A 17,471-nucleotide genomic window follows, 5' to 3' on the forward strand; every position below is an offset into this window, starting at 1 on the left:
GCGTCAGATAGCTGTCGCAACGGTGGCCGCCGCCTGCGGGACAGACATTGCCGGAAGCGACTCCCTCGGCGGGTGACGTGCAGCCGCCCGCTATTCGGGCCGCATCTGCAGTGGCGACCCAAAATCTAGGGTACGTAGACTCGGGTATTTCACTTACTCAGCACAGTTTATCTACGGTCAGATCGTGGGAGGGCTGCCACTCGCCATCACCCGTACGAGCTGTATTTCGCATCCGCAACGCTCTCTGTGCGTCTGAGTGCCGATGGATCGGGCATACGCCTGCCTCAAGGCGGTACAACCGATCACGGATTGGGGCGTACGCGCATGAACAGCAGGCAGTTGATCGAACAGTCGGACCGCAGGACAGAAAGCCGGTCAGGAGCGGCGTCGGGCGTAGAGGTCAGCGGCGAGGGCCCTGCCGGGGTCGTGCACGCGCGAGATGCCGCGAGGGCGTTCGCGGAGGGCTTGTCCCCCGCACCGGACCCGGATGCCGCGGAGTCCCTGGTCCTGGTGGTTTCCGAACTCGTCACCAATGCGGTACGGCACGGTGGCGGCCGCTACACCCTCGCGCTCTCGGCGGCGCCCGACACCTTCACCGTCGACGTGAGCGACCCCAGCCCGGAAGCCCCGTACGAGCGCACACCGGATTTCGACGGGGGTGGAGGGGGCTTCGGCTGGCACATGGTGCGGTTGCTGGCCCGCGAGGTCACGGTATCGACGTCCCCCCGGCCCGGCCGTGGCCGCAGGGCGCGTGGCCGCGGCAAGACGATCAGGGCGGTACTCCCCCGCTAGCTGGACTGTCCCCCGGCGGCCCCCCACAGGTCCCTAGCTCGGGGCGCGAGGTGCTCTCAGTGTGCGGGTAGGAGCTCCCGTGCTGCGGTCTCGGCTACCGCGCCCGCGACGGCGGCCAATGCCGGCGAGTCGAGTTTCCACTGCTGCCAGAAGAGCGGGACGTCCACGGTGTGGTCGGTCGTGAGGGTGCTGAGAGCCCCTGAGCGCAGCAACGGCAGTGCCTGTGGCTCGGGGACGAGTCCCCAGCCGAGCCCGGCTGCGATTGCGTCGCAGAAGCCTTCTGAGGTGGGTACGTGGTGCCGGAGTGTCCCCGCGCCCCACGCTCCCTGTTTTTTGTTGCCGGGCAGCGAGCGCACGAAGGCGTCCTGCAAGTCGTCCCGGCGATCGAAGACGATTACCGGCGCCTCACGCAGTCCGTCCGCCAACCCCTGGCCGGCGAGATACCGCTGTTCGAACTCTGGCGTGGCCACCGGCAGATAACGGGCCAGCCCGAGCGGACGGACCGAGCATCCGGCCACCGGTACCGGAGACGACGTCACTGCGGCCATCACCTGGCCCTCGCGCAGCAGAGCCGTGGTGTGCGCCTCGTCCTCGCGGCGCAGCTCGAAACAGATCGGCGGGTCCTGAGGGACCTGCCGTACAGCCAGCAGGAACCATGTGGCGAGCGAGTCGGCGTTCACCGCGATGGTCAGCCGCGAAGACTGCCGGCTCTTGCCCGTTTCCGCGAGCCCCAGTTCGGTCCTGGCGTCTTTCTCCAGCAGGGCGAGCTGGCGGGCGAACCGTACGATCACCTCGCCCGACTCGGTGGGGCGTACCGGCTTGGAACGCATGAGCAGCACCCTTCCGGTGCGCTGTTCCAGTGCCTTGATCCGTTGACTGACGGCGGACGGAGTGACATGGAGTGCTGCGGCGGCGGCATCGAAGGTGCCTTCGTCCACGACGGCGAGCAGTGTGTACACCTGGTCCAGCGGGAGTTCGTCCATCACGAGAGCTAATGGTACGTAAGAATCTTTAGCTGGACTGAAAAGCACTGGGTCCTTAGCGTCGACACCATGACACCCAGCACTTCAGGAGTAGTCGCGGCCCTCCTCGCGGGCTTCGGCACCGGACTCGCCCTCATCGTGGCCATCGGCGCCCAGAACGCGTTCGTTCTGCGGCAGGGAGCCCATCGGCATGCGGTGTTCGCCGTGGTCGCGATCTGCGCGGTGTCCGACGCCGCTCTCATCGCGCTCGGAGTGACCGGCGTCGGGGCGTTCGTCACCGCCTGGCCCGCGGCCCTCACGGTGGTCGGACTCGCGGGTGGAGCCTTCCTGATCTGTTACGGGCTCCTGGCCGCCCGCCGGGTGTTGCGCCCGGCTCCCGATGCTGCTCTTAGCGCGTCCGGCGAGGCGACAGGTTCGGCACGCGCCGCCGTGTTGACCTGTCTGGCGATGACGTGGCTGAACCCCCATGTCTACCTCGACACCGTTCTTCTGCTCGGTTCGGTTGCCTCCGACCACGGCTCCCTGCGCTGGGCGTTCGGGGGTGGGGCGGTCCTGGCGAGCCTGACGTGGTTCACCACGTTGGGATACGGAGCGCGTCTGTTGAGCGGGCTGTTGGCTAAGCCGGGAGCGTGGCGAGTGCTGGACGGGATGGTGGCAGCGACGATGGTGACCATGGGAGGGATGTTGCTGGCGGGAGTGTGAAATGCCCGCGGACCAGGGTGGATACCACCCGCTTCAGCCTCCGCTTGCGGGTCACCCTCTCCTCGACACCTCGTCAACATCCCCTGTTCGTAGCCGACACGCGGCGCCTCCGTGCCCCCAATGTCACCAAAACCCCCAGCGAGGTGAGTAAGGTAACCGCATGACCGTCCCATACGCCCCGGACGACCGGGAAAAGGTAGTGGCGAAGCTTCCAGCATCTCTGCGCCAAGAACTCAAAGTCAGAGCAGCCGAGTTGGGCGTCGACATCAAGGACGCCGTCACCGAAGGCGTCCAGGAATGGCGTTCGGCCAAGTCCGAACACCCCATCGTGGACACCACCGGCGGCAGCTCCTTCTCGACGTATCTCCCCACCGGTCTGTACGGGGATTTCAAGAACGACTGCAAGGAACGCGGCCTCCCTTTCAACCAGGGCATCGCGCAGGCCATTCGGCTCTGGCTCGGGGCGCACCCTTCCCCCCGCCGGCCGGCCCGCCCCAACGGAGCACGGCGCATCATCTTCGGCAACCAGAAGGGTGGCGTCGGTAAGACCGCGACCTCCTCCGGTGTCGCCCAGGCCCTCGCCGAGGCCGGAAACCGTGTCCTGCTCATCGACTTCGACCCGCAGGGCCACCTCACCAAGCAGCTCGGCTATCAACTGTTCGGGATCGAGGAGCCCAGCCTGGCCAAGCACATGCTCGGCGAGGCCAAGGGCGAACTGCGTGAACTGCTCGTCCCCATAGAGGAAAGCGGCTTCGCGGGCAGGCTGTTCCTGCTGCCCGCGTGCAAGGACGCGTTCCTGCTCGACGCGAAGCTGGCCACGAGCCGGTTCGTTCGGGTGAAGGAGACGGCCCTGGAGAAGGCCATGGAGCCGCTGGAGCGGGACTTCGACTACATCGTCGTCGACTGTCCGCCGAGCCTTGGCTATTCCATGGACACCGCGCTCTACTACTGCCGCACCCGTGAGGACGAAGAGCCGGAGACCTGTGGGGTGTTCGTGCCGGTTCTCGCCGAGGACTCCTCCGCGGACGCCTACGACATGCTCTTCGACCAGATCCAGGATCTGACCGCGGACATGGAGGTCGAGATCACCATGCTCGGCTTCATCGTCAACATGTACGACAGCCGCAAGGGCTACATCGCCACTTCCTCGCTTGACAGTTGGAAGGCGATCGGGGATCCGCCGGTCATCGGCATCATGCCCGAGCGCAAGGAGCAGCGTGAGGCCGTTCGCCTGAAGCAACCGCTGCTGACCTACGCCCCGGATTGCGAGCAGTCCGAGATCATGCGCACCATTGCACGGAGGATCACCTCATGAGCGTCGCCGACCGACTCGGCACCGGTTCCTCCTTCGGCGGCGTACCGCGCGGCCGCAGTGCCCGCGGCCGCGCCAAGGCCCTTGTCCAGGGGGACGTACCGTCGTACGAGCTGTCCCGGATCCGCCTTGAGGACGTTGCACCCACTCCCCTCAACCCGCGCCGCAACTTCGGCTCGGACGAGGAGATGACCCGCTTCGGCGAGGAACTCCGCAACACGCAGCTCGCCGCATGTGTAGCCATCTCGCGTGCTGCCTACCTCAAGGTGTGGCCCCAGCACGAGGCTTCGATCGGCGACGCCCAGTACGTCCTGATCAACGGGGAACGTCGTTACCGGAGCGCCTCGCACGTAGGACTGGAGTCCTTGGACTTCGTCGTCCGCGACGACCTTGCGTCTTCCCGAGAGGCGTTCATAGACCACCTGCTGAAGGAGAACCTGGAGCGCGAGGACTTCGACGTCGTCGAACGCGCCCGGGGTGTGCAGCAACTCGTGCTGGTGTGTAGTGAGGAGTCGGCGACGGGCGCCCGAGCGCGCGCGGCAAAGCGGCTCGGGCGCGACCGTTCATGGGTCACCAATCAGCTCGCTCTTCTTGAACTCCCTGAAGAATTGCAGGGGATGCTCAGCACCGGCTCGCTGCCCGAACGTGATGGCAGGCTGCTTGCCAGGCGGCTGAAGGAGGAGCCCGGACTGGGTGTGCCGGGACTTCTCGGCTATCTCAGGGAGTACCGGGAGCAGGAGGCGCAGGCGCGAGAGGAAGCGAAGGCGCTCGCCGACCAGATCAAGAGGACGGGCCGGACTCCCAGCGAGACCGAAGAGGCGTTCGCGCGGAGGACTGCGGCGGCGGCCGCGGCCGAGGGGGCTGAAGATGGGCAGGTGTTGTCCGCGGACAACACCACGTCTCTGTTGTCCGCGGACAACACACCGCACTCCGTCGCTGGGCCGGAAGCGTATTTCACTCCTGTCCCCCACGTGGCTGGCCCCGGCCTTGGGCCCGCTGCGGCTTCTTCAGGCGTTCGGACACCGTCCGCGCCCGCTCCGGAAACGGTTGCAGCACCCGTGGCACCCGTGCCTGGTTCCGCCCCGCAGTCATCGGCCGCCCCTGCGCCGGCTGCTGCACCGGCCGCTGGAACCGCAGTGGCGGAACCCGCGCCTACCTCTGTTGCGCCCCCCTCGCCGATCGCTGTACCGGCACAGGCCGCTGAGGATCAGCAGAAGGAAGAACCCGAGCTGTTGTCCGCGGACAACAAATCCGCCCGCTCTTCCCACAGGGGCGGCGGTCCCGCCGAGGCATCTTCTTCCGATGCGGCGCGCGGTCTTGTACGGCAGCTCGGTGCATCCCAGGCGGAACAGGCACGCACCCTGGCGGCCGGCCTCACCAAGGAGGAACTGGTCGAACTCATCGAGGAGTTGCACACCTATATGTGATCCGCGGCCATCCTCATCAGGGGCGCGCTACCGGCTGGCAGCCACCGGTAGCGCGCCCTTTCCGCTTGCAGGCTGTCCGTTCCAGGCCTTCCGCGAACTGGGCTCGTACTCCCCTGCGCCGGTGAGCCGTGACGATTCTGGCGCGAGGGACTACATCCCGATTGCGGAGCTTCACTTCGTGGCGTCGACGATATGCGCGGGGCCGGCTGAAATGCGGTGGAGAGCGTCACGCTTGTACTGCCACCACGGCTCACAGCCTCCCCGCCCGGACCATGCGTACGGCTGCGCACGAGCGCGGCATGTCCACAGTTCAGCTGCCGTCCTTCGTCGTACCACTCGGTTGCGAGCCGGGCACCTGCACGCTGGGCTCTGTTTCGCGGACGCAGCGCCCGGTTCTGGGCATTGGACTGCTCCAGGCGCCGGAGAACTGGCTTGCTCAACTCCCCCGCAGGTTCACCGGTCGCGAGATTCTCCTCATGCCTCTGCGTTAGATCTACAGCTCCGGTGTTCGCCAAAACGCTCAACTACAAACGAGCCGGTACGCGGAAAAAACGGTCGTCTGAGTCCAGGCCCGCTGAGCGAGGGCGCGGCGGCTTTCGGGGCGGAGCTGGTATCCGCGTACGAGGCGACGCTGCCCTCTGCCATCGTCGTGGACGTGGGAAGGATGGGGACATGCTGGGCGGTGATCGAAGCGAATGCCGCCTGGGCGAGCGGCATTACACGGCAACGCCGCAGCGTGCGCTGGACGTCTTTCTCCGTGTGCAAGACCCGCGGGCGAGGGCACTCCCCGGGACCGATCTTTCCGCGCAACTCCACTCCCCTGGCTACCGTCGGCCGACGAACAGGGCAGCGGCTGCAGGGTCCGGTTCGCAGCGTCGACTTGTTCGCGGGTCGAGGGCGAACACGAATGTCCGGCCCTGGGGGGGGCCGGTAGTGATCGACGGCTGCACGACTGCGGAGGGCCGGAGGGAGAGGCTGGAGGGAGGGACTGGAGGGACTGGACTGAGCAATGTCAGGGCTGAATCTTGCGAAAGATTGACCGCCTGGATGAGGCGTTGACGCTGGTGCACTCGCTCCCGAACGCGGAGCCGCCGCCTCATGGCGCGCCTCCGAGGTACGGAACGGATCTCGATAGAGACGCCGGGGGAGGTCGCACCCATCGGAATGTGTTGTCCGCGGACAACACCCCGCCCCGCTGTCGTTCCCTGGCGACCCCCGCGCGGCCTTCACATGGTGACTAACTGCTCTGTTGTCCGCGGACAACAACCAAGCCTTCACTTGAACGCTGAAGGGACCGAAGCCACTCTCTGCCCGGTCGTGCATTCGTTGTCCGCGGACAACACAACACCTCCGTTGAGTACTCGTTCCGAGGGTGCGGACACAGGCCCGGGACAAGTGGTGGGTCGAGGGAACTCCCATTTTGTTGTCCGCGGACAACAGGAAGTGGCGGGTCGAGTGGGGGTGGTGGTTGCCGGCTGGCCGCTTGTTGCGGGTGGATATGTTGTCCGCGGACAACATCCGGGACCGCCTGTGTGGGGATGCAGCAGGAGCGCCGGAGCCGATGAGTTATCCCGTTAACCCTTGGATCCAAAGGCGTGAGGCTGACAGGATGTTGACCATGACCTCAAACCGAAAGACCGATGCCGCGTAAGCGGCCTAGTCTTCTGCGCGGTCGACACGATGGTCCTCGGGCCTGGGAGGTCCCGCCGCCTAGCCGGATCCACAGGCTCTCCGCCCGAACCAGCCTGGCAATACACCGAGCAGAGCGCCTCTCGATGAATTACTACATCTTCCCTGGTGCCACGGCCCAAGCACTGCGGTGCTATCAAGCGTTCCTACACCCGCCTGGGCGGCAACCCATATACCCGCAGGATGCCTTCTGCTCGTGCCGCGGCTGCTCCTTCGACGATGTGCGTCACGCGCGTGACGTGCTCGAAGAGATTCTGCAACAGTTGCCTCTTCGGCCCCGTGCCGAATTGAAGCACCAGGTGGCCTCTCTGGACGCCATATACCTTGAGCGCACCCTGCCTGATCCCTTCGCCGACCTTCGGCCGTGGCGTGCCGACCTCTGGTGGCGTCGTCGGCTCGCGGTAGGTGCAGAAGCAATGTGAGCTTTTGGGCTCGTTCTCGGCCCGCGTCGGTCCGGCGAGCTGGAGACGGTTCTGCGTCGCGAAGGTGGGGACGCGATCCGCAAGGCCGCCAGGCTGGGCCGTCTTCCGGCAAACGCAAGATCGTCTACGAGAGAGTGTTGTCCGCGGACAACAACATTGGGGCTGGGGTTCAGGATGAGTGGCCGGTTGATGGGCTATGAAACTGGGTGGTGGGCGGCCGCCGAGGGAGTACCTCTGGTTCTGTTGTCCGCGGACAACGCCGAATGGGTCGGAAGTAGGAGTGCCGTTGGCCGGCTGGCCGATTGCTACGGGTGGATGTGTTGTCCGCGGACAACAACGGGGGCGGCGGGTCGGGGCAGTGAAGCTGCTTGCAGAGACCGCGAGCGGCCAAGTGGGGGAGTGGGGCAGAGCATCGGGGAGGCTGAAGTTGTTGTCCGCGGACAACACACGTCTCCGAAGGCGGCCCCTTCACCGGCCCCAGACACTTGGCAAGTACCTGGGAAGCGAGAGCAGCGCTCCGCACGCGTGGAACGGTCGAAGAGTAAGAGATTCCGCACCGACTACCAGCACCGGTGTCGTGGTGCAGTTGCGCCAGAGTGACACCAGCCACCGGTCGCGGCAGCAGCCGGTAAAGGTGGGTGCATGGCCACTAGATGTTGTTGGACGAGTGGGGAGTGGGAGTGGGGATGCGTGGGTCAACCAGGTTCGGTGTGATCATTCCTCCCAATCCAAGGCACCGAGCGAGGAGCCGGCCGGTGTAAGGGCTGTTACGTTGCTCCACTTACTCCGTGACCGTGGGCGCCGACGTTCGTCCAGCCGGTGCCAGACCAGGCGTCGGAGCCAGAGCAGGCGTCGGAGCCAGAGCAGGCGTCAGAGCCAGAGCACGCGTCGGTGCCTTGGTCGGTGGGATGCCCAAGCTCTCCCGGCTCGACAGCCCACCCGAGCAAACTGGACCGGTTTGGAAAGCGCCGGGAGCATGCCAGCCGCGGGGGTCGCTCCGGTGAAGGCTGCGAACTGCTCGATGCCCCAGCCTGGCTATGCGTCGCTCCATCGAAAGAGCGAGCGCCGCGATGAGGATCTCTCCGGCGTGCTCGTTGCGGAGCCGCCTCTCACATGCGTGTCCTGAGTCAGCCGAGTGCAGAGGCAAAAGGTGCGAAAGCCACGATTTTCGTGAATCGGTATAAAAGTTGACCCACAGAATGGGGCCTTAGGCGGCCGAACTCGAAGCACCTGGTGTGATGGGGTGTCGGGGGTGCCGAGAGGCCCCCAGAGGGGCTCCTGTGGGTTTTCGGCCCCTCGGTGGAGGGGGTGGAGGGCCTTGGTGGGGGATCCAGTGGCTTACCCGTAGCAGGCTGATGTCAGTGCTGGGTGCGATGGTGTGGGGCATGAACTCATCGGATCCGAAACAGGACCTGCACCGCTACCTCAAGTCCGCGCGTGAATCGTTGGTATGGAAGGTCGAAGGGCTTTCGGAGTATGACGCCCGCCGACCCATGACCCCTACCGGTACCAACCTGCTGGGGTTGCTCAAGCATCTGGCTGGATGCGAGGTCGGATACTTCGGTGACACCTTCGGGCGGCCGTTCACCGGCGAGCCGATGCCCTGGCTGGCAAAGTTCGACGACGACCCGATGGTGGACATGTGGGCCACTGCCGACGAGTCCCGCGAGTTCATCGTCGGTCTGTACCAGAAGGCGTGTGCGCACGCAGACGCCACTATCGAGGCCCTGTCGTGGGACTCCGTCGGCAGGGTCCCGCACTGGCCGGCGGACCGGAGCGAGGCGACCCTGCATCGGATCCTGGTGCACATGCTCGCGGAGACCAACCGGCATGGCGGCCATGCCGACATCGTCCGCGAATACATCGATGGGGCTGCCGGCCTGCAGGACGGTAACGAGAACATGCCCACGGAATTCTCTCGTGAGCAGTACTGGGAGCGGCTGGAGGGAGTAGCCAGGGAGGCTGCGGCCGCCGCGGGGGAGGAGGTCTAGCGCGGGTCGGTCAGTCGTCACCCCTGAGTGCGCCCTCGATGGGTACCGGGACCGTCGTGCAGACCTCCAACTTCCTTGCGAGGCACACGTCTTCGCCGAACCCGCCTTCGCTAGATCACGCCCTGAGACGCAGTCCGTGATGGAGTCGCGCGAGTCCGCGGCCGCCGCATACACCGCGGCGGCCGTGGCGTTCGCGGCGACGGGGTCGCCGCGGGGGAGAGGGCGGGCTGGAGGGACTCGCGCAGAGCGGCGTTCACGGTGTTGGCGCTGAGTAGGTGCTCCAGCGCAGTCGGCTCGGTGTCGCGTGCCGTTGCGTGGGTGAGGCGCTCTCGTCACGCCCAGCGGTACGGGAGAGCGCGGTTCCGGTAGCGCTGCGATGCTCGCTGACGTGGTGAAGGAGAGAACTTGTGGGGCGCGGACCGAATCGGCAGGCACTGCAACTTGCCGGAACGGCAACACGATTCGCGGGTTGAGCTGGTTCGCAAGATGATCGTTGGCAGAGCTGTACGTCGTTTCGGACCCGGAGGAATTCCATGCCGCAGCCCGTTCTGAGAACTGCTTCTGACCACGGCCCCAGCCACCGCTTGGTTCCCTCGACCGCGGGGCGGGTTCACCTGGTCGAGCAGGGGAGCGGGCCGTTGGTGCTGCTTGTGCACGGCTTTCCCGAGTCCTGGTACTCCTGGCGGCACCAGCTTCCGGTGCTGGCGGCGGCCGGATACCGTGCGGTCGCCATTGATGTCCGCGGTTACGGCCGTTCCTCCCGGCCTGCGGACGTAGCCGCGTACGGGATGCTCGACCTGGTTGAGGACAACGTGTCCGTGGTGCACGCGCTCGGTGAGCAGAGTGCGATCGTCGTGGGGCACGACTGGGGCGCGACCATCGCCGCGAACTCCGCCCTGGTCAGACCGGATGTCTTTCGCGCCGTCGGACTGCTGAGTGTGCCTTACACCCCGCGCGGTGGCCCGCGGCTCAGCGAGGTCTTCGCGCAGATGGGCCGGGACGGTGGCGGGGAGGAGTTCTACGTTTCCTACTTCCAGCAGCCAGGCCGGGCCGAGGCGGAGATTGAGCCGGATGTACGGGGGTGGCTGGCTGGCTTCTACGCTGCGATGTCCGGCGACACCATGCCCGGAGCGGACGAGCCGGACCCGCACTTCGCTGCGGCCGGTGGGACCCTGCGGGACAGGTTTCCCACCGGACGGACACCCGGCTGGCTCGGTGAGGACGAACTTGACCACTACGCCGGTGAGTTCGAGAGGACCGGTCTGACCGGCGCACTCAACCGGTACCGCAACATGGACCGGGACTGGGAAGGTCTTGCCGCTTTCGACGGCGCTCCGATCACCCAGCCAGCGCTGTTCGTCGGAGGTGACAGGGACGCTTCCACCGTCTGGCTGTCCGAAGCGATCGAAGCGTACTCCGCCACGCTGCCCGGCCTCTTCGGGTCGTACCTCCTCAAGGACTGCGGCCACTGGATCCAGCAGGAGCGCCCTGAGGACGTCAACCGGATCCTCATCGAGTGGCTGGCGTCGTTGCCCACCACACCGTAGGCGCCGCGCAGCCTGCCACCTTGCCAGCCCTCTCGTACCCGCATTGATCGCAAAGTGATTGGCCCTCTCGTGCCATAGTTGATCAGCAGGTGGTCGGCCCTCTCGTGGCTGCGTTGATCACCAGCTGATGGCTTTCGCGGGACACAGGGCGGCCGCTTCCTGTACGGCAGCCATCTCCGTGTCCGCGAGGGGCAGGCGGGGACGGAGCACGAGCACGAGACCGTCCTCGGTGTCCTGGTCGAAGACCGCCGGGGCGGTCAGTACGCACATCCCGGCGCCGAGACAGCGTTCGCGGTCGGCGGTGACAGTGACTTCGGCTCCGCCTCGGGCGTGCTCGGTTTCCGCCATCGCCCTACGCCTCGCCCCAGGTCACCGGGAGGCTGTGCACCCCGTAGATGTTCATCCCAGTTCGAAGTGGCACGTTCTCCGCAGGCACCGACAGTCGCAGGTCGGGGAACCGGGTGACCAGCGCGGGGAGGGCTACCTGCATCTCCACGCGGGCCAGTTGCTGGCCCAGGCACTGGTGAATGCCATGGCCGAAACCGAGGTGACCGGTGGCTTTCCGTTGCAGGTCGAGAGCGTCGGGATCAGGAAAGCGCAGCGGGTCGCGGTTGGCGGCCTCGATGGACATCACAACGGTCTGCCCCGCTTTGATGACCTTGCCGTGCAGCTCAACATCCTCCAGCGCCGTCTTGAGGGTGGTCTGGGCGACGGTCAGGTAGCGCATCAGTTCCTCGACGGCCCTCGGTGCGAGGGAGGGGTCGTCGCGAAGGGCGGCGAACTGGTCCGGGTTGCGGAGGAGAGCGTACGTGCCGAAGGCGATCATGTTCGCGGTGGTTTCGAGGCCTGCAGCAAGCAGGAAGCTGCTCACGCCGGTGAGTTCTTCGTCCGTGAGGTCGCTGCCGGTGAGTTCACTGAGCACGTCGTCAGTGGGGTTGGCGCGCTTGGCGAGCACCAGTTTGTACATGTACTCGCCGAAGGCGTTCATCGCGTCCGCCTGCGCCTGCTGATCGATGACATGGCTGGTGAGCTGCATCGTCCAGTCCTGGAACATCGCACGGTCACCGGTGGGCACCCCCAGCAGCTCACAGATCATCAGGGCCGGTATGGGCTGGGCGAACTCCGTCACCAGGTCCACCGGCCCACCCCGGCGCTCCATGGTGTCCAGGTACTCGGCCGTGATCTGCTCGGCGCGTGCAGTGAGTTGCCGCATTCTGCGGACCGTGAATTTACCCATGAGCAGTTTGCGGAACCGGGTGTGCTCGGGAGCATCCATCCCGGTCATGTCGCCGATCGGGGCGGCGGGGAGCTCCCCGATGTCCGCGAAGGGGTAGTGCATGAGTTCGTATTTCGAACTGAATCGGGTGTCGGCGAACAGTGACCGGACCGAGTCGTACCCCGTGGCAAGCCACCCAACGTGGCCGTCGGGAAACTGCAGAGGCACCAGCGGGTCCCGCTCGCGCAATTCGCCAAGCAGTTCAGGTGGGTTGAAGGGGCAGCCGACGGGGCGTGCAGCGGGAAAGGTGACGGGCTCGCCGTCGCGCACACTCGCTACTTCGGTCCCTTCAGCCCCTTTGGCTCCCTCGGTCCTTGGGGTGCTGGTCTCAGACGGGTCGACCGACGTCTCATGCCGCATGTGTCCTCCGAAGCGGGTGTGGGTGCAGTGGGTGTGGGTGTGGGTGTGGGTGTGGATGCAGGTGCAGGGAAAGGGAAGGTGCGGTGGTCGAGGCTGTGGTGGGGTACGGCCTCATCCGCCAGCGGAGCCAGTGTGGCATCACAGTGGCGTCATGACAATATGTAGAGATGCTAACTGGCATCGAAATGGCGCCAGTTGGTGTCCGTGGTGCGCATGTCCCTGCTTCAGGCATGTTGAGTCTCCCGGTCCGTGAGTCCCTCGGTCCTCGGACCGGCACGTGTGCCGGTGCGCTGCGAGTAGCTACGATGCCCCGATGTCCGCCGGACAAAGAGGTCAGCGGGAGGCAGGTGGGAAGGGAGTCGGACATGGCGGAGCGTTCGGAGGGCATGCCGGCGCGTGAGCATCGGCGTGGGCAGGGGGAGCTGGAGACGCAGGTGCTGTCCGTGCTCGGGTCGGCACCCGGTCCTGTGACTGCCGCATGGGTGCAGGAGCAGCTCGGTGGCGGACTCGCGTACACCACCGTCATCACCATCCTGACCCGGCTCTACGCCAAGGGGGCCGTCACCCGTACCCGTTCCGGGCGGTCCTTCGAGTGGACGCCGGTGGCTGACGGGGCCGGGCTGGTCGCGCTGCGGATGCGCAAACTTCTCGACAGGGAGGACGACCGTGACGCCGTGCTCTCCAGCTTCGTGTCGGCCCTCTCCCCGGATGACGAACGACTGCTGCGCACCTTGCTCGGTGAGAGTGAGAGTGAGAGTGAAGGTGTGGCGGGAGGGTTGGGGGAGGAGGGCCAGGGGCTTCGGGGCTCGGACGTATGGGGCGGAGCGGGCGGTTCCGAGGGGCCGGAGCGCTGACAGATGGGCATCTTCGTCTTTCTCCCGCTGATCCTTCCGCTCACCGCCCTCCCCATGTCCCGCTTCGCCGAGCAGCACCTGCATCCGCGTGCCGCTGCCCGCCTCCTCACCGCCGTGGCCGCGATCCTCGCGCTCTGCAGCACCGTGAGCCTCGTTCTCCTCGTCATCGTCGGCACCGCCCAGCTTCCCGGTAACCCGTTGCCCGACAGCTGGTCGGACCCCGAAGTGCGCGAGGCGGTCCCGTGCGACGAGATCGCCGGGAAGGTGTCGATCGGCGCCCTCGCGCTGGTCCTGCTGGGCTGGGGTTCCACGGTCCGCCGGCACTTCCGCTATCGGGCCGGGGCCCATCGCGCACTTGCCGGGCTCCGTACGGCTTCGCAGATCGCGGTCCTCACCGACGAAGAGCCGTACGCCTATGCGCTTCCTGGCGCAAGCAGCGCATCCGGCAGGAGTGGCGGGCGGCCCGGTCGCGTTCTCGTGTCCACCGGCATGCTGGCTGCCCTGACCGACACCGAGCGCCACGCCCTGCTCGCGCACGAGCGTGCCCACCTGGCCGGGCGGCACCACCGGCTGCTGCTCGCCGTCCGGTTGGCGGGCTGCGCGAACCCTTTGTTGCGCCCGCTTCGCGAGGCCGTGGGCTACTGCACCGAACGCTGGGCGGACGAGGAGGCCGCGCGGGCGACCGGGGACCGCCGTACGACTGCCCGCGCGGTCGCCAAGGCCGCGCTCCTTTCCGCGCGCGCCGCTTCCGGTCCCGCCTCCGGTCCCACCTCCGGAGGAGTCCGTTTCCCGGGCCTCGCGGCCTTCGCCGAAGCGGGCCCGGTGCCCCGGCGGGTGGCGGCGCTGCTCGGCCCGGTTCCGCCCGTAAACGGCTGGTCGTCCGCGCTGACCTCCGCCGCCCTCGCGCCGGTCGTCGCGGCAGCGGGAACGGCCGCGTCCACCCTGTCGACGCTCAATGCGGCCGCCGGGTTGTTCGTGGTGCTGGAGGCCGCGACCTTCGGATAGGCGGATCTGCCGCACGCAGGCGGATCGGCCGCGTCTGTCGCGAGAGCCGCCCGACCGTACCCACCGCGCCGCCCCGCCGCCACGAGCAGGTACCCCCCCCGGGTGGGCCCCGCCCGTGACGAGCAGGCCCCGTCCACCGTGAGCAGCTACCCACCGCAGGCCCCGCCCACCGTGAGCAGCTACCCACCGCAGGCCTCGCGCGCCGTGAGCAGGCAGAATCCCCGCATGGCCGATTTCACCGAAGCCCCCGTGATCCGCTGCGACGAGCCCGGCTCCTTCGCCCGGAGTGTCCTCGCCGAGCGGCACCCGGCGCTCATCGAGCGGGTGCGCGCCGCGTTTCCGTACGGACCCGCACAGCACCGGGCCCTCGACGCGCTCCAGGAGGAGACTGCGCACGGCGTGATCGCCCTGCCGCCGCCCGGCGACGACCGGGACCGGGAGCAGTGGCAGACGTGGGGGAAGGGGCTGCTGGGACGCCCTTGGTTCGATGCGCCGTTCCTGTGGGCGGAGAGCTACTTCTACCGGAGGCTGTTGGGTGCCGTCGGGTACTTCGAGGCGGGGCCCTGGCAGGGAGTCGACCCCTTCGGGCCGTTCAAGCGGGCCGAGCTCGACACAGTCGAAACCGAACAGGAGCTGGCCGCGCTGGAGCAGTTGGCGGCCCAACCTGAGGAAGAACAGGTGCAGGCACTACTGCTCGGCTCACTCTGGGGAAACCGGGCGGACCTCGGCTTCCGCATGGGTGCCGGCACGCCGGGGGCGGGTACCGACGAAGCGCTCGTGGTGGACGATTCCGCAGCGCTCTGGGCGCTGTTGGCCCCGGGAGCGCAGTCGAGCGGCGCCCCCGGGTGGCAGCGAGACGTTACCCGCGCCCGGCGCCGCAGCTCCGACCGCCCGCGCCGCACCGTGTGTCTCGTCGCCGACAACGCCGGCCGCGAGCTGCTTCCCGACCTCCTCCTCGTCGACCACCTCCTGCGGCACGGCCGCGCCGACCGCGTCGTCCTGCACGTCAAGTCCTACCCCTACTTCGTCTCCGACGCGACGACGACCGACGTCGTGGACTGTCTGCGGCATCTGACGGAGGCCGGCGGGGCGGCGGGCGCGGCCGGGCGGCGGCTGTGGGACGACATGGCGAGCGGCCAGGTCGAGGTGCGGGCGCACCCGTTCTCCTGCGCGCCGCTGCCCTATGAGGACATGCCCGACGACCTGCGGCAGGACTTCGCCGAAGCCAGGCTGACGGTCATGAAGGGGGACCTGAACTACCGGCGCCTGGTCGGTGACCGGCAGTGGCCCGCGACGACCCCGTTCGCGGACCGCACCGCGTACTTCCCCGGGCCGGTGGCCGCACTGCGCACGCTGAAGTCGGACGTACTGGTGGGGCTGGCGGAGGGTGCCGAACCGAAGCTCGCAGCGGAGCAAGGCGAGCGGTGGCGAACCGCGGGCACCCACGCGCTGATCCAGTTGGCCATGCGGCCCGCCGATGCCGTGCGGCCCGCCGATGCCGTGCGATCCGCCGATGCCGTGCGATCCGCCGGTGCCGTGCGATCCGCCGGTGCCGTGCGGCCCGCCGATCCGGTCTGAGGTGGGCGCCCCTGCCCTGCCTCCCTGCGGAGGCGCCTCGCGCGCGCGTTGCCGGAGGGCTGTGAGGAGGGCTGTGCGGCCGTAAACCCTAAGGAGCTGCTACCGGCGGGGCTTGCCGCGCTTGGCCGAGCCGCCCTTGCTACCGCCACCCTTGTTGTTCTTGGTGCCGCTCTTGCCACCGGCGGAGTTGCCACGCGCGCTCTTGGCTGCCGGCCTGCCGCCGCCCGTTCCGGTCTTGGACTTGTCCGTGCGCTTCTTGTCCGTGCGCTTCGCGTCCTTCGGCTGACCGGTCGGGGGCAGGGCCGGGCCGCGGGTGCTGTTGACCGTCCGGCCTCGTACGATCCCGATGAAGTGCTCCGCCAGCTCGGGCGGATCGCCCGGCTCGGTCTGCGCCCACGACAGCGCGACGCGGGACTCGGGGGCACCCGTGACCGTCCGGTACGTGAGGTCCTTGCGGTGGTGCAGGCGGGCCAGGGACTGCGGCACGACGAGCACGCCGACCCCCGCCGCGACGAGTTCGATCGCGTCGGCGGTGGTCTCGGGGCGCTCGTTCGCGGCCCGGCCCGGGAGCTGGGCCCAGTCGAGGGTGTCGTCGAGGGGATGCAGCACCAGTTCGTCGGAGAGGTCCTCCACCGTGATCTCCTCGACGGCGGCGATGACGTGGTCCTTGGGGATCACGACGACCGTGGTCTCGGTGTAGAGGGGGATCGCGCTGAGGTCCGTACGGTCCACCGGCAGCCGTACGAATCCCGCGTCGGCCCCACCGGCCCGCAGCACGTCGAACGCCTCCGCCGGGGACGCAGCGACCAGGGTCAGCGGGATGTAGGGCAGCCGCTCGTGCCAGATCCGCACCCACTTGGTGGGCGTTACGCCCGGGACGTACGCGAGGCGGAACGAGGGCGAGGAGGACGCCGGGGAGGTGGGGGAGGGGGGTGCTTCCGAGCCTGTCACGCGGGCCAGGTTACCGGCCGTGGCTTCCCGCGCGGACCCGGTGTGGTCAGCGGTGGTGCACATGCTCGATACCCTTGGGCCCATGACGTCGCACCAGAGCACCCAGACCATGAAGCCCGCCACCGCGGCGAAGAAGCTGGGTGTGTACCTTGAGGCCACCCCCGCGGAGTTCCAGGAGGGTGTCGTCTCGCGCACCGAGCTGAACGAGCTCCAGACCGAGCCGCCCCAGTGGCTCCAGGACCTGCGCGCCAACGGTCCGCACCCCCGCCCGGTCGTCGCCTCCAAGCTCGGCGTCTCCATCTCCGGCCTCGCCAGGGGCGGAGTCACCGAGGCACTCACCACCGAGCAGATCGACGCGCTCAAGGACGAGAACCCGGAGTGGCTCCAGAAGGAGCGTGCCGTCCAGGCAGAGGTGCGCAAGGAGACGGTGCGCATCAAGGAGAAGAACGCGGAGAAGGACAAGTAGGTAGTACCTGTGCCGGCGGCGCCGGACAGCTGTTTGTACGAGGCCCTCGGCGCACACGGTGCACGAGGGCTTCGCGGTACCTGGGCGCGCCTCCCGCGCCTCCCACGCCTGGCCGC

15 protein-coding genes are annotated in these 17,471 nt (G+C 67.7%); 11 read left to right on the plus strand and 4 right to left on the minus strand.

Going from position 1 to position 17,471, the window contains the following annotated elements; all coding sequences use genetic code 11:
* The first annotated feature begins 324 nt into the window (after nt 1-324).
* Nucleotides 325-792, plus strand: coding sequence for an ATP-binding protein (locus ACIQM4_RS19010; RefSeq protein ID WP_401592736.1), 468 nt, complete (start codon nt 325-327; stop codon nt 790-792).
* Nucleotides 793-848: 56 nt separating this feature from the next.
* On the opposite strand, the gene ACIQM4_RS19015 is transcribed toward ACIQM4_RS19010, so the two are convergent.
* Entirely contained in the window at nt 849-1,775 is a 927-nt protein-coding gene (locus ACIQM4_RS19015; RefSeq protein ID WP_401593169.1) for a LysR family transcriptional regulator ArgP, read from the minus strand.
* A gap of 69 nt (nt 1,776-1,844) precedes the next feature.
* Here ACIQM4_RS19015 and ACIQM4_RS19020 point away from each other — a divergent pair, with 69 nt between their 5' ends.
* The 6 genes from ACIQM4_RS19020 to ACIQM4_RS19045 all read left to right on the plus strand — a co-directional run bounded on the left by ACIQM4_RS19020 (nt 1,845) and on the right by ACIQM4_RS19045 (nt 10,865).
* Nucleotides 1,845-2,477, plus strand: a complete 633-nt coding sequence (locus ACIQM4_RS19020) for a LysE/ArgO family amino acid transporter (protein WP_401592738.1) — start codon at nt 1,845-1,847, stop codon at nt 2,475-2,477.
* Between the two features lie 160 nt (nt 2,478-2,637).
* Nucleotides 2,638-3,792: a ParA family protein gene (locus ACIQM4_RS19025; RefSeq protein WP_401592740.1), complete on the plus strand. Its 1,155-nt coding sequence runs from the start codon at nt 2,638-2,640 to the stop codon at nt 3,790-3,792.
* Nucleotides 3,789-5,216: a ParB/RepB/Spo0J family partition protein gene (locus ACIQM4_RS19030; RefSeq protein WP_401592742.1), complete on the plus strand. Its 1,428-nt coding sequence runs from the start codon at nt 3,789-3,791 to the stop codon at nt 5,214-5,216. Before ACIQM4_RS19025 ends, ACIQM4_RS19030 begins: the two co-directional genes overlap by 4 nt.
* A 211-nt stretch (nt 5,217-5,427) precedes the next feature.
* The gene (locus tag ACIQM4_RS19035; RefSeq protein ID WP_401593171.1) at nt 5,428-6,150 is read left to right on the plus strand and encodes an ATP-grasp domain-containing protein; all 723 of its coding nucleotides are present in this window, start codon (nt 5,428-5,430) and stop codon (nt 6,148-6,150) included.
* A 2,562-nt stretch (nt 6,151-8,712) separates the two neighbouring features.
* Nucleotides 8,713-9,318 carry a DinB family protein gene (locus ACIQM4_RS19040; RefSeq protein ID WP_401593173.1) on the plus strand — a complete coding sequence of 202 codons (606 nt, stop codon included), beginning with the start codon at nt 8,713-8,715 and terminating at the stop codon, nt 9,316-9,318.
* A 533-nt stretch (nt 9,319-9,851) separates the two neighbouring features.
* On the plus strand, nt 9,852-10,865 hold the full coding sequence (locus ACIQM4_RS19045; protein ID WP_401592744.1) for an alpha/beta fold hydrolase: 1,014 nt from the start codon (nt 9,852-9,854) through the stop codon (nt 10,863-10,865).
* Nucleotides 10,866-10,982: 117 nt separating this feature from the next.
* On the opposite strand, the gene ACIQM4_RS19050 is transcribed toward ACIQM4_RS19045, so the two are convergent.
* Nucleotides 10,983-11,213 (minus strand): ferredoxin, encoded by a 231-nt coding sequence (locus ACIQM4_RS19050; RefSeq protein WP_401592746.1) that lies wholly within the window; start codon nt 11,211-11,213, stop codon nt 10,983-10,985.
* A gap of 4 nt (nt 11,214-11,217) precedes the next feature.
* Nucleotides 11,218-12,204 (minus strand): cytochrome P450, encoded by a 987-nt coding sequence (locus ACIQM4_RS19055; RefSeq protein ID WP_401592748.1) that lies wholly within the window; start codon nt 12,202-12,204, stop codon nt 11,218-11,220.
* Nucleotides 12,205-12,866: 662 nt separating this feature from the next.
* Here ACIQM4_RS19055 and ACIQM4_RS19060 point away from each other — a divergent pair.
* From ACIQM4_RS19060 to ACIQM4_RS19070, 3 genes are all read left to right on the plus strand, one after another.
* Nucleotides 12,867-13,355 (plus strand): BlaI/MecI/CopY family transcriptional regulator, encoded by a 489-nt coding sequence (locus ACIQM4_RS19060; protein ID WP_401592750.1) that lies wholly within the window; start codon nt 12,867-12,869, stop codon nt 13,353-13,355.
* A gap of 3 nt (nt 13,356-13,358) precedes the next feature.
* Nucleotides 13,359-14,360 carry a M56 family metallopeptidase gene (locus ACIQM4_RS19065; protein ID WP_401592752.1) on the plus strand — a complete coding sequence of 334 codons (1,002 nt, stop codon included), beginning with the start codon at nt 13,359-13,361 and terminating at the stop codon, nt 14,358-14,360.
* 225 nt (nt 14,361-14,585) lie between these two features.
* Nucleotides 14,586-15,938 carry a damage-control phosphatase ARMT1 family protein gene (locus ACIQM4_RS19070; RefSeq protein WP_401592754.1) on the plus strand — a complete coding sequence of 451 codons (1,353 nt, stop codon included), beginning with the start codon at nt 14,586-14,588 and terminating at the stop codon, nt 15,936-15,938.
* Between the two features lie 99 nt (nt 15,939-16,037).
* On the opposite strand, the gene ACIQM4_RS19075 is transcribed toward ACIQM4_RS19070, so the two are convergent.
* Nucleotides 16,038-16,889: a LysR substrate-binding domain-containing protein gene (locus ACIQM4_RS19075; RefSeq protein ID WP_401592756.1), complete on the minus strand. Its 852-nt coding sequence runs from the start codon at nt 16,887-16,889 to the stop codon at nt 16,038-16,040.
* Between the two features lie 82 nt (nt 16,890-16,971).
* On the opposite strand from ACIQM4_RS19075, the gene ACIQM4_RS19080 reads away from it, so the two are divergent.
* Nucleotides 16,972-17,355, plus strand: a complete 384-nt coding sequence (locus ACIQM4_RS19080) for a DUF5997 family protein (RefSeq protein WP_401592758.1) — start codon at nt 16,972-16,974, stop codon at nt 17,353-17,355.
* The last annotated feature ends 116 nt before the right edge of the window (nt 17,356-17,471 follow it).

This window comes from Streptomyces sp. NPDC091272, from assembly GCF_044757485.1.
Lineage (GTDB): Bacteria > Actinomycetota > Actinomycetes > Streptomycetales > Streptomycetaceae > Streptomyces.

Bases quoted from the DNA above. Each gene is read 5' to 3' on its own strand.
- ACIQM4_RS19010 (WP_401592736.1), top strand. From the start codon at position 325: ATGAACAGCAGGCAGTTGATCGAACAGTCGGACCGCAGGACAGAAAGC.
- ACIQM4_RS19030 (WP_401592742.1), top strand. From the start codon at position 3,789: ATGAGCGTCGCCGACCGACTCGGCACCGGTTCCTCCTTCGGCGGCGTA.
- ACIQM4_RS19040 (WP_401593173.1), top strand. From the start codon at position 8,713: ATGAACTCATCGGATCCGAAACAGGACCTGCACCGCTACCTCAAGTCC.
- ACIQM4_RS19035 (WP_401593171.1), top strand. From the start codon at position 5,428: ATGCGGTGGAGAGCGTCACGCTTGTACTGCCACCACGGCTCACAGCCT.
- ACIQM4_RS19060 (WP_401592750.1), top strand. From the start codon at position 12,867: ATGGCGGAGCGTTCGGAGGGCATGCCGGCGCGTGAGCATCGGCGTGGG.
- ACIQM4_RS19070 (WP_401592754.1), top strand. From the start codon at position 14,586: ATGGCCGATTTCACCGAAGCCCCCGTGATCCGCTGCGACGAGCCCGGC.
- ACIQM4_RS19025 (WP_401592740.1), top strand. From the start codon at position 2,638: ATGACCGTCCCATACGCCCCGGACGACCGGGAAAAGGTAGTGGCGAAG.
- ACIQM4_RS19045 (WP_401592744.1), top strand. From the start codon at position 9,852: ATGCCGCAGCCCGTTCTGAGAACTGCTTCTGACCACGGCCCCAGCCAC.
- ACIQM4_RS19055 (WP_401592748.1), bottom strand. From the start codon at position 12,204: ATGCACTACCCCTTCGCGGACATCGGGGAGCTCCCCGCCGCCCCGATC.
- ACIQM4_RS19080 (WP_401592758.1), top strand. From the start codon at position 16,972: ATGACGTCGCACCAGAGCACCCAGACCATGAAGCCCGCCACCGCGGCG.
- ACIQM4_RS19050 (WP_401592746.1), bottom strand. From the start codon at position 11,213: ATGGCGGAAACCGAGCACGCCCGAGGCGGAGCCGAAGTCACTGTCACC.
- ACIQM4_RS19065 (WP_401592752.1), top strand. From the start codon at position 13,359: ATGGGCATCTTCGTCTTTCTCCCGCTGATCCTTCCGCTCACCGCCCTC.
- ACIQM4_RS19020 (WP_401592738.1), top strand. From the start codon at position 1,845: ATGACACCCAGCACTTCAGGAGTAGTCGCGGCCCTCCTCGCGGGCTTC.
- ACIQM4_RS19015 (WP_401593169.1), bottom strand. From the start codon at position 1,775: ATGGACGAACTCCCGCTGGACCAGGTGTACACACTGCTCGCCGTCGTG.